This is a genomic window from Streptomyces durocortorensis (genome assembly GCF_016901035.1).
GTDB classification, from domain to species: Bacteria; Actinomycetota; Actinomycetes; order Streptomycetales; family Streptomycetaceae; genus Streptomyces; species Streptomyces durocortorensis.
Genome location: NZ_JAFEUF010000193.1, coordinates 1 through 13,516, shown reverse-complemented (window position 1 = coordinate 13,516; position 13,516 = coordinate 1). Strand labels below are relative to the sequence as shown.

General features: G+C 72.9%; 11 protein-coding genes. 6 read left to right on the top strand and 5 right to left on the bottom strand.

Annotated features, from left to right (window positions below):
- Both JS521_RS27190 and JS521_RS27185 read right to left on the bottom strand, forming a co-directional pair.
- Nucleotides 1-701, bottom strand: a 701-nt coding sequence (locus tag JS521_RS27190) for a DNA-formamidopyrimidine glycosylase family protein (protein WP_205085604.1), incomplete at its 3' end; no start/stop codon positions are given.
- Between the two features lie 81 nt (nucleotides 702-782).
- Complete coding sequence (locus JS521_RS27185; protein WP_205085603.1) at nucleotides 783-5,477, bottom strand: Lhr family ATP-dependent helicase; 4,695 nt, start codon at nucleotides 5,475-5,477, stop codon at nucleotides 783-785.
- A 103-nt stretch (nucleotides 5,478-5,580) separates the two neighbouring features.
- Here JS521_RS27185 and JS521_RS27180 point away from each other — a divergent pair, with 103 nt between their 5' ends.
- The 3 genes from JS521_RS27180 (at nucleotide 5,581) to JS521_RS27170 (ending at nucleotide 7,630) form a co-directional block, all read left to right on the top strand.
- A complete protein-coding gene (locus JS521_RS27180) occupies nucleotides 5,581-6,429 on the top strand; it encodes an AraC family transcriptional regulator (protein ID WP_205085602.1) in 849 nt (282 codons plus the stop codon).
- A gap of 83 nt (nucleotides 6,430-6,512) precedes the next feature.
- Nucleotides 6,513-7,328: an AzlC family ABC transporter permease gene (locus JS521_RS27175; RefSeq protein ID WP_205085601.1), complete on the top strand. Its 816-nt coding sequence runs from the start codon at nucleotides 6,513-6,515 to the stop codon at nucleotides 7,326-7,328.
- Entirely contained in the window at nucleotides 7,325-7,630 is a 306-nt protein-coding gene (locus tag JS521_RS27170) for an AzlD domain-containing protein (RefSeq protein WP_205085600.1), read from the top strand. Before JS521_RS27175 ends, JS521_RS27170 begins: the two co-directional genes overlap by 4 nt.
- Before the next feature lie 77 nt (nucleotides 7,631-7,707).
- Here the strand turns inward: JS521_RS27170 and JS521_RS27165 are convergent, their stop codons facing one another.
- The gene (locus tag JS521_RS27165; protein WP_205085599.1) at nucleotides 7,708-8,622 is read right to left on the bottom strand and encodes a hypothetical protein; all 915 of its coding nucleotides are present in this window, start codon (nucleotides 8,620-8,622) and stop codon (nucleotides 7,708-7,710) included.
- Nucleotides 8,623-8,701: 79 nt separating this feature from the next.
- Between JS521_RS27165 and JS521_RS27160 the strand changes: the two genes are divergently transcribed.
- Nucleotides 8,702-8,896, top strand: a complete 195-nt coding sequence (locus JS521_RS27160) for a DUF3046 domain-containing protein (RefSeq protein ID WP_205085598.1) — start codon at nucleotides 8,702-8,704, stop codon at nucleotides 8,894-8,896.
- 196 nt (nucleotides 8,897-9,092) lie between these two features.
- Nucleotides 9,093-10,259: an AI-2E family transporter gene (locus JS521_RS27155; protein ID WP_205085606.1), complete on the top strand. Its 1,167-nt coding sequence runs from the start codon at nucleotides 9,093-9,095 to the stop codon at nucleotides 10,257-10,259.
- A gap of 48 nt (nucleotides 10,260-10,307) precedes the next feature.
- Here JS521_RS27155 and JS521_RS27150 read toward each other — a convergent pair whose 3' ends face one another.
- Complete coding sequence (locus JS521_RS27150) at nucleotides 10,308-11,261, bottom strand: SDR family oxidoreductase (RefSeq protein WP_239487893.1); 954 nt, start codon at nucleotides 11,259-11,261, stop codon at nucleotides 10,308-10,310.
- Nucleotides 11,262-11,313: 52 nt separating this feature from the next.
- Nucleotides 11,314-11,937, bottom strand: coding sequence for a dihydrofolate reductase family protein (locus JS521_RS27145; protein WP_205085597.1), 624 nt, complete (start codon nucleotides 11,935-11,937; stop codon nucleotides 11,314-11,316).
- 202 nt (nucleotides 11,938-12,139) lie between these two features.
- Between JS521_RS27145 and recA the strand changes: the two genes are divergently transcribed.
- Nucleotides 12,140-13,264, top strand: coding sequence for a recombinase RecA (gene recA / locus JS521_RS27140; RefSeq protein ID WP_205085596.1), 1,125 nt, complete (start codon nucleotides 12,140-12,142; stop codon nucleotides 13,262-13,264).
- Nucleotides 13,265-13,516 lie beyond the last annotated feature (252 nt).

Below are 13,516 nucleotides of genomic sequence, written 5' to 3'. Positions count from 1 at the left end.
CCCCCGTCCCGCGCGGGGCCCGGGGTTTCGCTCGGGGCCGTACGGAGTTCGGAGGTGATCGTCGTCGTGCGGGTGGGGCGGTCGCGGTTGGCGTGCAGGAGGCGCTCGGCGAGGGCGACGAGGCGGGGGAGCACGCCGTCGGGGAGGGCGCCCACGGGGAGCCAGGGGGTGACGCGGGCCAGGAAGCACAGCTCGCACTTGTAGACGTTGCCGATGCCCGCCAGATTGCGCTGGTCCAGCAGGGCGTCGCCGAGGGGGCGGTCCGGTGCGGCGAGCAGTCGGTCCAGGGCCAGGCCGGGATCCCAGTCGGGGCCGAGCAGATCCGGCCCCAGGTGCCCCACGGCCCGGTCCTCCTCGCTGGTGCGCAGCAGCTCCAGCACGGGGAGCCGGTAGCCGACCGCGGTGTGCTCCGCGTTGCCCAGGATCGCGCGGATCTGGTGGACCGGGCCGCCCCGCCAGCGCTCGTCCGGCGCGAACACCCGCCAGGCCCCGTCCATCCGGAGGTGGCTGTGCAGGGTCAGGCCGCCCTCGATCCGGGTCAGCAGATGCTTGCCGCGCGCGGTGACGTCCAGGACGGTCCGGCCGGTGAGGTCGGCGGTGGCGAAGCGGGGGACGCGCAGATCCGACCGGGTCAGCACCCGCCTCGCCAGCGCCGCGTGCAGCCGGGTGGCGGTCTGGAGGACGGTGTCTCCTTCGGGCATGCCTCCATGATGGGTGCGCGGGGGCGGTTGTGCGTGGGTCCGGGGCCGCCGATCGGCCGCGGCAGGGCCCGATGACCCGGGTCAGGCCCGCAGGCGCAGGCCTCTCGGGGTGGCGAGGAACCCGGCCGCCTCCAGCGTCCGGCCCAGCGGCGAGGTGAGGGCGGAGACGCCGTTCGTCCGCTCCACCGTCACCGTGCCCAGGGCTCCGGCGCGGGCCGCGTCGGCCAGGGCCTCGGCCGCCGCTCTCAGGGCCGGGGCCTCCGGGTCGGACGGCCAGGCCAGGAGGGTCTTGCCGCCGCGCTCCATGTAGAGCGTCAGCTCGCCGTCGACGAGGACCACCAGCGCCCCCGCCTTGCGGCCCGGCTTGTGTCCGGCCCCGTCCGGCGACTCCGGCCACGGCAGTGCCGCGCCGTACGCGTTGGCCGGGTCGGCCGCGGCCAGCACCAGGGCCTGGGGGGCGGTGTCCGGATCCCGGCGGTCGCGCGCCGTGGAGGCCGCCCGCAGTCGGTCCACCGCGCCGTCCATCGCGAACTGGGCGGCCCCGAGACCCTCGACCACATAGCCGCGCCGCGCCTGCCCGTTGTCCTCGAAGGCGGCCAGGATGCGGTACGTCGCGGAGAAGCCGCCCTCCACCCCCTCGGCCTGCACCGCGCCGCGGGTCACCACGCCGTGCCGGTCGAGGAGAGTGCGGGCCAGGGCGTGGGCCCGGTGGGTCCGTTCCGGCTCGACCGGGGGGAGCAGGGACCAGCGGCCCGAGACCGTCGGCGGGCCGGTGCGGGACGCGGGGCGGGCGGCGGCGGTGAGCGAGCCGTATCGCCCGCGCGGGACACTGCGCCGCGAGCGGTGGGCGGTGGAGCCCGCCGTCCGTCCCGAGCCCAGGAGCGAACGCAGCGGGGCCAGGGTGTCATTGGTCAGCCGACCGGACCAGGCCAGGTCCCACAGGGCGTCGGCCAGCTGCTGGTCCGTGCACTCCGGATGGGTGGTGGCCCGGACCTGATCGGCGATCTGGCGGAAGAAGAGGCCGTATCCGCCGGAGAGTGTGGTGAGCACCGACTCGTGGAGCGCCGACAGCTCCAGCGGGTGCGGGGCAGGCAGGAGCAGCGGCGCGCTGTCGGCGAGGTAGAGGGAGACCCAGCCGTCCTTGCCGGGCAGCGCCCCCGCCCCGGCCCAGACGACCTCCCCGGTGGTCGTCAGCTCGTCGAGCATCGCCGGGGCGTAGCCCATCACCCGGCTCGGCAGGATCAGCTTCTCCAGCGCCGACGCGGGCACGGGCGCGCCCTGGAGCTGCTCGACGGCGCGGGCCAGCCCGTCGATGCCCCGCAGCCGGTGGGAGCCGAAGTGCTGCCACTGGGGGAGGAAGGAGGCCAGGGCCGCGGGCGGCACGGGCTCCAACTCCTGGCGGAGCGCCGCCAGCGAACGGCGGCGGAGCCGGCGCAGCACCGTGGCGTCGCACCACTCCTGGCCGATGCCCGCCGGGTGGAACTCGCCCTGGACGGTCCTGCCGGAGGCCGAGAGGCGTTGCAGCGCTCCGTCGGTGACGGCGGTGCCGAGCCCGAAGCGCTCGGCTGCCCGGGCGGCGGTGAACGGGCCGTGCGTCCGCGCGTACCGGGCGAGGAGGTCGCCGAGCGGATCCTTCACCGGCTCGGTGAATGCCTCGGGGACGCCGACCGGAAGCGCGGTGCCCAGGGCGTCGCGCAGCCGGCCCGCGTCCTCGATCGCCGCCCAGCGGTCGGTGCCCGCGATCCGGACCTGGATCGCCCGGCGGGCCGTCGCCAGCTCCGGTGCCCAGGACGGCTCGGCGCCCCGCTCGGCCAGCTCGGCGTCGGTCAGCGGACCGAGCACGCGCAGCAGGTCGGCGACCCCCTCGACGTCCTTGATGCGCCGGTCCTCGGTGAGCCACTGCAGCTCCCGCTCCAGCTCGGTGAGGACCTCGGGGTCGAGCAGTTCCCGCAGCTCCGCCTGGCCCAGCAGCTCGGCGAGGAGATGGGAGTCCAGGGAGAGGGCGGCGGCGCGCCGCTCGGCGAGCGGGGAGTCGCCCTCGTACAGGAACTGGGCGACGTAACCGAAGAGGAGCGAGCGGGCGAAGGGGGAGGGCTCCTGGGTGGTCACCTCGACCAGCCGGACCCGGCGCGCCTCCAGATCGCCCATCAGCTCCGTGAGCCCGGGGACGTCGAACACGTCCTGGAGGCATTCGCGGACCGCCTCCAGAACGATCGGGAACGAGCCGAACTCCGAGGCGACCTGGAGCAGCTGGGAGGCCCGCTGGCGCTGCTGCCAGAGCGGGGTGCGCTTCCCGGGGGAGCGCCGGGGCAGCAGCAGGGCACGCGCGGCGCACTCCCGGAACCGGGCGGCGAACAGGGCCGACCCGCCCACCTGGTCGGTGACGATCTGCTGGACTTCGCCCTTGTCGAAGACGACGTCGGCCGCCGTCACCGGGGGCTGGTCGCTGTCGTACGCCACAGCTCCCGGCGGCGGTCCGCTGTTCTCGGCCTCCGATGCCCCTGATGTCGGCGGGGCGTCGAAATCGAGCAGATCCAGGCCCATCATGTCCGCGTCGGGCAGCCGCAGCACGATCCCGTCGTCGGCGTGCATGACCTGGGCGTCCATGCCGTAACGCTCGCCGAGGCGGGCGGAGAGGGCGAGCGCCCACGGGGCGTGCACCTGGGCGCCGAAGGGGGAGTGCACGACGACCCGCCAGTCGCCCAGCTCGTCCCGGAACCGCTCGACCAGGATCGTCCGGTCGTCCGGCACATGGCCGCAGGCCCGGCGCTGCTCGTCCAGGTAGGCCAGGATGTTGTCCGCCGCCCAGACGTCGAGTCCGGCGGCGAGCAGCCGGAGCCGGGCGTCCTCCTCGGGCAGGCCGCCGATCTCCCGGAGAAAGGCCCCCAGCGCGCGGCCCAGCTCAAGTGGCCGGCCCAGCTGGTCGCCCTTCCAGAACGGCAGCCTCCCCGGAACGCCCGGGGCGGGCGATACGAGGACCCGGTCCCGGGTGATGTCCTCGATCCGCCAGGACGTGGTGCCCAGGGTGAAGACGTCGCCGACGCGGGACTCGTAGACCATCTCCTCGTCCAGCTCGCCGACCCGGCCGCCGCCCTTCTTCGGGTCGGCCCCGGCCAGGAAGACCCCGAAGAGCCCCCGGTCGGGGATGGTGCCGCCCGAGGTGACGGCGAGCCGCTGCGCGCCGGGGCGGCCCGTGACCGTACCTCCCACGCGGTCCCACACCACGCGGGGGCGCAGCTCCGCGAAGGCGTCGGAGGGATAGCGTCCGGCGAGCATGTCGAGGACGCCGGTGAAGGCCGACTCGGGCAGCGAGGCGAAGGGGGCGGCCCGCCGCACCAGGGACAGCAGGTCGTCGGCCTGCCAGCTGTCCAGGGCCACCATGGCGACCAGCTGCTGGGCCAGGACGTCCAGCGGATTGGCCGGGATGCGCAGCGCCTCGATGGCCCCTTCGCGCATCCGCTCGGTGACGACCGCGGCCTGCACCAGGTCGCCCCGGTACTTCGGGAAGACCACTCCGGTCGAGACCGCGCCCACCTGGTGTCCGGCCCGGCCCACCCGCTGGAGGCCTGAGGCGACGGAGGGCGGGGACTCCACCTGGACCACCAGGTCGACAGCGCCCATGTCGATGCCCAGCTCCAGGCTGGAGGTGGCCACCACAGCGGGCAGCCGGCCCGCCTTGAGGTCCTCCTCGACCTGGGCCCGCTGCTCCTTGGAGACCGAGCCGTGGTGGGCCCGGGCCAGCAGGGCGGGGGCGCCCCTGCCCGCGCCGGACTGGGCCATGACCTCCGCCGGGGCGTGGGCCTCCGGGAGCGCGGGGGCCGGATCGTCGGGATCGAAGGTCGTGCCGGTCGCCCGCTCGTAGGCGATCTCGTTCAGCCGGTTGCACAGGCGCTCCGCCAGCCGCCGGGAGTTGGCGAAGACGATCGTGGAGCGGTGCGCCTGGACGAGATCGGCGATGCGCTCCTCGACATGCGGCCAGATCGAGGGCTTGTCCGCCTGGCCGGAGTCGCTGTCCGTGGCGGGGGAGCCGCCCAGCTCGCCCAGATCCTCGACCGGGACGACGACCGAGAGGTCGAACTCCTTGGTGGAGCGGGGCTGGACGATCTCCACTTTGCGCTGCGGCGACAGGAAACGCGCCACCTCGTCGACCGGCCGGACCGTCGCGGACAGACCGATGCGCCGGGCGGGGCGGGGCAGCAGCTCGTCGAGCCGCTCCAGGGAGAGCGCGAGGTGGGCGCCGCGCTTCGTGCCGGCGACCGCGTGCACCTCGTCGAGGATCACCGTCTCCACGCCGGCCAGCGCGTCCCGGGCGGAGGACGTCAGCATCAGGAACAGCGACTCGGGCGTGGTGATCAGGATGTCCGGCGGCCTGGTCACCATGGAGCGCCGTTCGGCGGGCGGGGTGTCCCCGGACCGGATGCCGACCCGCACCTCGGGCTCCGGCAGCCCCAGGCGCACCGACTCCTGGCGGATGCCGGTCAGCGGCGAACGGAGGTTGCGCTCGACGTCGACCGCGAGGGCCTTGAGGGGAGACACGTACAGCACACGGCAGCGCTTCTTGGCGTCGGCGGGCGGCGGCCCGGCGGCCAGCCGGTCCAGCGAGGCGAGGAACGCGGCCAGCGTCTTGCCGGAACCGGTCGGCGCTACGACCAGCACGTCACTGCCCTCGCCGATGGCCCGCCAGGCGCCCTCCTGCGCCGAGGTGGGCGCGCTGAAGGCCCCGGCGAACCAACTGCGGGTCGCGGGCGAGAACGCGTCGAGCGCGGATCCGGTCATGTCCCCCATCGTGCACCCCGCCACTGACATCGGGCCGGTGACACCGCCCGCGGCGGCCCACTCAGCGGGTGGCGCACGGCCAGGACCTGCGAGAATGGCCCCCATGACGGGAGCGGACGGCACGGAGGAATGGGCACGGCACTGGCAGTACGCCGCGCTGCCCGACCTCGATCTGCTGCGCGCCCGGTACGTCCGCCACACCTTCCCCCGGCACAGCCACGAGGGCTACGTCTTCGGGGCGGTCACCGGCGGGGTGGAGGACGTGGGGCTGCCGGGCGGCACGGTCCACGCGGTCCCCGGAACCGTCGTCATGATCAACCCGGAGGTGCCGCACACCGCACGTTCCGGGGCGCCCGAGGGCTGGGCGTACGCCACGCTCTACCCGTCGGCCCAGGTGATCAACGACATCGCGGCCGAGGTGACGTCCCTGCGCGGCACGGTCGGCTTCGCCGAGACCCGGGTGACCGACCCCCACGCCTCTCGGCTGATCACCGAGGTGCACCGGGCGGCGGAGGAGGGCAACGCCCTGGCCGCCGACAGCCTGCTGCGGGTGCTGGTCACCCGGCTTCTGAGCCGGCACGGCACCCCGTTGCCCGGACTGACCGCGCACGCCGGGGGCGCGCGAAATGCTGGACGCGCCCGGGCCGCGCTGGAGGAGCGCATGGCCGACCCGCCCACGCTGGAGACGCTCGCCGCCGAGCTGGGCACCGGCCCCTTCGCGTTGCTGAGGGCCTTCAAGAAGGAGTACGGGATGCCGCCCCACACCTGGCTCACCGACGCCCGGGTGCGCAGAGCCCGCCGCATGCTCGACGCCGGCGTCGCCCCCGCCGAGGCCGCGACCGCCGTCGGCTTCACGGATCAGCCGCACCTCAATCGGCACTTCACCCGGATCGTGGGGGTACCGCCGGGCGCCTACCAGCGCGAGCGCGGAGTGCCGCGGACGAGCCGGTGAGGGCCTCGAAACGCAAGAACGTACGGCGGTACGTGCAAGAACGTACAAGACCGGGCCCGAATGATCCCCGTAGCGTTCCGGGCGTGGCAGAACAGACAGCACTCCCAGAGAGCACCGGCACGCCCGGTGCCATAGCCGCCGGTCCGCCAGGACCGGCGGCCGAGATCCGACCGGACAAGCCGGACGCGGCCGTCGTCCGGGACGCGCTCGGCGTCGGCATCGCCGTCGGACTCTCCGGCTTCGCCTTCGGCGTCACCTCCGCCGGCTCCGGCCTCAGCCTGCTCCAGACCTGCGTCCTGAGTCTTCTCGTCTTCACCGGCGCCTCGCAGTTCGCCCTGGTCGGGGCGCTGGCCGCGGGCGGCAACCCCTACACCGCCGCGGCCGGGGCGTTCTTCCTGGGCGTCCGCAACGCGTTCTACGGTCTGCGCCTCTCCCAGTTGCTCGCTCTTCCCCGCGCGGTACGGCCGTTCGCGGCCCACTGGGTGATCGACGAGACGACCGCCGTCACCCTGCCCCAGCCCACCCGGCGGGCCGCGCGCATCGGCTTCACGGTCACCGGACTCACCCTCTACGTGCTGTGGAACCTCACCACCCTGGTCGGCGCTCTGGGCGCCGAGGCGCTGGGCGACACCGACGCGTGGGGCCTCGACGCGGCGAGCCCCGCGGTGTTCCTCGCGCTGCTCGCGCCGATGCTCAAGAGCACCACCGAACGCGTCACGGCGGGGCTGGCCGTCTTGCTGGCCCTGGCGCTGCTGCCCGTGCTGCCGGCGGGGGTGCCCGTTCTGCTGTCCGCGCTGGCGGCCCCCGTCGTGCTGTTCCTCATGGGACGGACCAAGCGGGGACCGGGCACCGAGAAGGGGTCGGCGACACAGCGGAAGAAGGGTGAGCGGCTCTCATGAACGTCTGGATCGCCATCGGACTGACCGTGGCGGGCTGCTACCTCGCCAAACTCCTGGGCCTGCTGGTGCCCGCGGGCGTGCTGGAGCGGCCGCTCGTCCAGCGGATGGCCGCCCTGCTGCCCGTGGCGCTGCTGGCGGCCCTCACCGCGCAGCAGACCTTCGGCGACGGCCAGCAGCTCGTCCTCGACGCCCGCGCCGCCGGTCTCGCCGCGGCGGCACTCGCCCTGGTCCTCCGCGCTCCCTTCCTGGTCGTCGTCGGCGCGGGCGTCCTGGTAACGGCGGGCGTGCGCGCGCTGGCCTGAGCGGGCCGAGGGCCCGGGAAACGAGGGCGAAGAGGCGTGCGGTCGGCCGAGCGGAGGGCCGCGTGCCTCCGGAGCGGTCAGCCGAGCGGGCGACCGTACGAGCGGAGCGTCTCCAAGGCCCTGAGCGTGACCAGCGGACGCCCCTCCAGCGCGGTTCCCGGCGCCCACTGACGCCAGGTCACGGGCCAACCGCCGTCGTCCTGCTGCTCGGCGGCCAGGTGGTCGAGCGAGCGCTCCAGCTCCTCGTCCGTGAACCAGCGGCGGGCCAGGGATCCGGGCGTACGGGCGTAGTCGTGCGGGAAGTGGTGCTCGCCCGGGGCATAGCCCGTCGCCACCGGGAACTCCGCCCGCCGGGAGGGGGCGAGGACCGCGAGCCGTTGTTCGCGCACCAGACGGCCGAGCCGGTCCGCCGCGACCTCGGCGCGGACCCGGTCCGGGGCGCCGTCCAGAAAGGCGACCGCGGCTTCGACCTCGTAGGGATGGGACTGCTCCAGAGCTTCGACGGCGCTCCAGCAGAAGTCCGTCGCCCGGAACAGCCAGGCGTGCCACACCTGATTGCCGTGCAGCAGCCCCACGACCGGGCCGGTCGCGAGCAGCTCCGCGGGCGGGTCGTCCACGATCGGGATGAACGGGGCCGCGGGATAGCCGCGCTGTGTGGGCAGCAGAGCGGGCAGTGCGCCTACTTTGGTTGACACTTCGGTCAGATAGCGACAGATCCGTTCCACGCGCTGTCCGTCGCAGCGGTCGATCGAGTCAAGAACGCTCAGCGCATGGGCGGTGTGCAGCGGTTGGCTGACCGGGCCCCGGAGATCGGGTTCCAGCGCGTGACCGTAGCCGCCGTCCTTGTTGAGGTAGGCGGTCAGGGCCGTCTCGACGGCGTCGGGGTCTCCGTCCAGGAAGGCGTGGGCGAACCTCCGCTGTTCGAGAACGCGGGCGGTGAGCCAGATGAACTGCTCGGCACGGGCGAGGGTGTGTGCTCCGGTTCCAGCCATGGACCGACCGTAGAGCGCGGAGAGGCCGGGCACATGCCAGGTGGACCTGCTGCACTCTCAGGAGCGGGATACTGATGGCATGCGGTTGACGATTTTCTGGGAGCGGATGGCCGACCACTTCGGTGCGGAGTACGCGGACTCCTTCGCCCGTGACCATGTGATGGCCGAACTCGGCGGCCGTACGGTGCACGAGGCCCTGGACGCGGGCTGGGACGCCAAGGACGTGTGGCGCGCTGTCTGCACCGCGATGGACGTCCCGGCGGACAAGCGCTGAACGCCGTGGGGCCGTTTTCCCGGCGGGAGAGGAACGGCAGAGGTCGATTCGGGGCGGGGGACCGCAGGCCGACGGCATAGGCCAGACTTGTCCCGTGTCATCGACAGACGAGAGCGCCCCGGCCCAGCCGTCCGCCTCCCCGCCCGCTCCGCCGGCCGCACCACCCGCGCCGCCGTCCGGCGCCGGTGGGGTCCGCATGCCCGGCTGGCTGCCGCGTGCGATGGCACTGGCCCTGGCGCTCTACGCGTGCTTCCAGCTCGGCAGCTGGGCGTTCGACCAGCTCATCGGGTTGCTGACGAACGTACTGATCGCGTTCTTCCTCGCGCTCGCCATCGAGCCCGCGGTCGGCCGGATGGCGGCTCGCGGCATGCGCCGCGGGTTCGCCACGTTCCTCGTCTTCCTCGGCGTGATGATCTTCGGCGTCGGATTCGTGGTGCTGCTGGGGTCGATGCTCGCGGGCCAGATCGTCGACATGGTCGACGAGTTCCCCAAGTACATCGACTCGGTGATCAACTGGGTCAACCAGACCTTCCGCACCGAACTCTCCCGGGTCGAGGTCCAGGACAGCCTGCTGCACTCCGACTGGTTGCAGAAGTACGTCCAGAACAGCGCCACCGGAGTGCTCGACGTCTCCACGACGGTGCTCGGCGGGCTGTTCCGGCTGCTGACGATCTTCCTGTTCTCCTTCTACTTCGCGGCCGACGGCCCCCGGCTCCGCCGCGCCCTGTGCTCCGTCCTGCCGCCGGCCCGGCAGATCGAGGTGCTGCGTGCCTGGGAGATCGCGGTCGACAAGACCGGCGGATACATCTACTCGCGCGGCCTGATGGCGCTGATCTCCGGGGTCGCGCACTACATCCTGCTGGAGATCCTGGAGGTGCCCTACGCCCCGGCGCTCGCGGTCTGGGTCGGGCTCGTCTCGCAGTTCATCCCCACCATCGGCACGTATCTCGCGGGCGCCCTGCCCATGCTGATCGCCTTCACGGTCGACCCCTGGTACGCGCTGTGGGTGCTCGGGTTCGTCGTGATCTACCAGCAGTTCGAGAATTACGTGCTCCAGCCCAAGCTGACCGCGAAGACCGTCGACATCCACCCCGCGGTCGCCTTCGGATCGGTCATCGCCGGCACGGCCCTGCTCGGCGCGGTCGGAGCGCTGGTCGCCATCCCCGCGATCGCCACGCTCCAGGCGTTCCTCGGCGCCTATGTGAAGCGGTACGACGTCACCGACGACCCACGCGTGCACGGGGGGAGCAGCCGCGCGTCAGGCAGGCCGTTGCCGTCGCGGATGCGCCGCCTGGTGTACGGCCGCCGGGGCGTCGGACGCGGGGGAGCGGAAGGCAGGTCGGACGGGTCGCCCCGGCCGTAGCCGGTCGCAGCAGTCGGCCTCGGCGGTCGTCCGTCGCAGCGGGTCGTCTCAGCGGTAACCGGTCACATCGGCCGGCAGTCCCGGGTCCTGGACCTCGGTCAGGTACCGCCAGGCGTCGGGCCGGCTGCCGTCCACGTCGGTGAAGCCGTACACCTGGGCGAGCTGCCCGCTGGAGAGCGTCCTGCCGTTCCAGCGGGCCACCTCGGGATCGCCGGCGAGGGCGGCCACGGCGCGGCCGACGTACGCGGGGGACTCGGAGATCGCGAAGTGGGGCGCGTGCGCGACGGCGTCGCGCCAGGTGGCCTCGGTCACTCCGTGGGCCTGGAGCATGGCCTCGGACCGGAGCCAGCCCGGGGTGAGCGCCACGGCCGTCGCGCGGTGCGGCGCGAGTTCATGGCCGAGAGCGAAGGCCATCCGGTTCACCGCGGCCTTGGCCAGGTCGTAGAAGAACGAGACGCGGTAGCGGGAGCCGTTGTACTCGTCCGTCCCGTCGGTCATCTCGACGACCAGGCCGCCCGGTGTCTCGATCAGCAGCGGCAGTGCGAAGTGGCTGGTGATGGCGTGGGTGTCGACGGCCAGCCGCAGGGTGCGCAGCCCGGTGTCGAGCGACGACTCCCACACCGGCCTGTTCCACTCGATCTCGGCGCCCCAGATGTCGTTCACCAGGATGTGCAGGGCCCCCTGCTCGTTCGCGATGCGGGCCACGAGGGCCCTGACCCGGTCGGGAACCAGATGGTCGACCTGGACGGCGATCCCTCGACCGCCCGCCGCGTCGACCAGGGCCGCGGTCTCCTCGATCGTCTCGGGCCGGTCCATCTCGGAGCGCTCGGAGCCGCTGGTACGGCCGGTCACGTACACGGTCGCCCCGGCGGCGCCGAGCTGGACGGCGATGCCCCTGCCGGCCCCGCGGGTGCCTCCGGCGACGAGCGCCACGCGGCCGGCCAGGTCGGGCCGGGGCGTCTGCTCTCCGCCGGGTGCTCCCGGTTCCACCGTCGCTCCCATACCGACCGAATATAGGGTGATCCGCCGAACTGCGCAGGCGGTCGGTGGCCGCTCAGGACAGCACGCTGTAGGTCACATGGGTCACCGAGTCCCCCGCGCGCGTCTCCACCTGTTCCAGATCCAGGGGAGGCACGCCGTCGAAGAGGCGGGTGCCGGCGCCGAGCGTGAACGGCACGATGTGCAGCCGCAGCTCGTCGATCAGGCCCGCGGCGAGATACTGGTTGACGGTCCTCGCGCCGCCGTGGATCGACACGTCGCGGTCTCCGGCGGCCTCGCGGGCCTGACGGAACGCGGACTCGATGCCGTCGGTGACGAAGTGGAACGTGGTGCCGCCCTCCATCGGCTGCGGGTCGCGGGGATGGTGGGTGAGCACGAAGACGGGCGCGTGGTACGGGGGATCGTCGCCCCACCAGCCCTTCCACTGCCGATCCCACGCACCGCGCACGGGGCCGAACATGTTGCGGCCCATGATGAAGGCGCCGACCGTCGCCAGCCGGTCGAGCTCGGCCTGGCGCAGCTCCGGAGTCACGAACATCCAGGAGTGCAGCCGGTCGCCCCGGCCGTCGCCGCCGTCGTCGCCGAACGGGCGCTGTTCGCTCTGGTCGAGCCCGGCCGAGTACCCGTCGAGGGAGATCGAGAGGTCGCAGGTCACCCTGCCTGTCGTGTGTCCGGTCATTGCGCCGCCGCGCTGCCGCTTCCCGCGTGGTGCGCTTGACACCAAAATCGAACATCCATTCTGATGGAGTTACCGGCCGGGTTTTCCCGGGCCCGGCCCTGGAGTTGTCCACAGGTCGGGAGGACGTCGAGGCCCATTGTCAGTGGCAGGGGTTAGCGTCTGTGACGTGAAGCGATCGACTCAAGCAAATCGGGTGGAACCCATGGCAGGAACCGACCGCGAGAAGGCGCTGGACGCCGCACTCGCACAGATTGAACGACAGTTCGGCAAGGGCGCGGTGATGCGCCTCGGCGAGCGGCCGAACGAGCCCATCGAGGTCATCCCCACGGGATCGACCGCCCTCGATGTCGCCCTCGGCGTCGGCGGGCTGCCGCGCGGCCGTGTGGTGGAGGTGTACGGGCCGGAGTCCTCCGGTAAGACGACGCTGACGCTGCACGCCGTGGCGAACGCGCAGAAGCTCGGCGGCTCGGTGGCGTTCATCGACGCCGAGCACGCCCTGGACCCCGAGTACGCGAAGAAGCTCGGCGTCGACATCGACAGCCTCATCCTGTCCCAGCCGGACAACGGTGAGCAGGCGCTGGAGATCGTCGACATGCTGGTGCGCTCCGGCGCCCTGGACCTGATCGTCATCGACTCCGTGGCGGCCCTGGTGCCCCGTGCGGAGATCGAGGGCGAGATGGGCGACTCGCACGTGGGTCTGCAGGCCCGCCTGATGAGCCAGGCGCTCCGCAAGATCACCAGTGCGCTCAACCAGTCCAAGACCACCGCGATCTTCATCAACCAGCTCCGCGAGAAGATCGGCGTGATGTTCGGCTCCCCGGAGACCACCACCGGTGGCCGGGCGCTGAAGTTCTACGCCTCGGTGCGCCTCGACATCCGCCGTATCGAGACGCTCAAGGACGGCACCGACGCGGTCGGCAACCGTACCCGCGTCAAGGTCGTCAAGAACAAGGTCGCCCCGCCGTTCAAGCAGGCGGAGTTCGACATCCTCTACGGCCAGGGCATCAGCCGCGAGGGCGGACTGATCGACATGGGCGTGGAGCACGGCTTCGTCCGCAAGGCCGGTGCCTGGTACACGTACGAGGGCGATCAGCTCGGCCAGGGCAAGGAGAACGCCCGCAACTTCCTCAAGGACAACCCCGACCTCGCCAACGAGATCGAGAAGAAGATCCTGGAGAAGCTGGGCGTCGGCGTCCGTCCGGACGACGCTGCGGGCGAGCCTGCCGCGGACGCCGCCGCGGCACCGGCGGCCGACGGGGCGGCGAAGCCGGCGACCACTACGGCAGCCAAGGCCAAGCCGGCCAAGACCGCGGCGGCCAAGAGCTAGGCCGTGACACGTCGTACGGAGTGGCCGGGCAGCCCTGCCGAGCCCGGCGGAGACCCCGGATCCGGCTACGGGGCAGCCGACGCGTCCGCCGCCGCGCGGGGGGCGGCGGCGGTGCACACCCTTGGGTCGGGGGGGGGGGCGGCCTTATCACCCCCCCCCCCCCCCCCCCGCCCCCGGGGGGTTACCCCGTGCGCAATTCCACAACCCCCGGGGCGGGGGGCCTTTCGCTGCCCTCGCCCACCCTTTATAGTC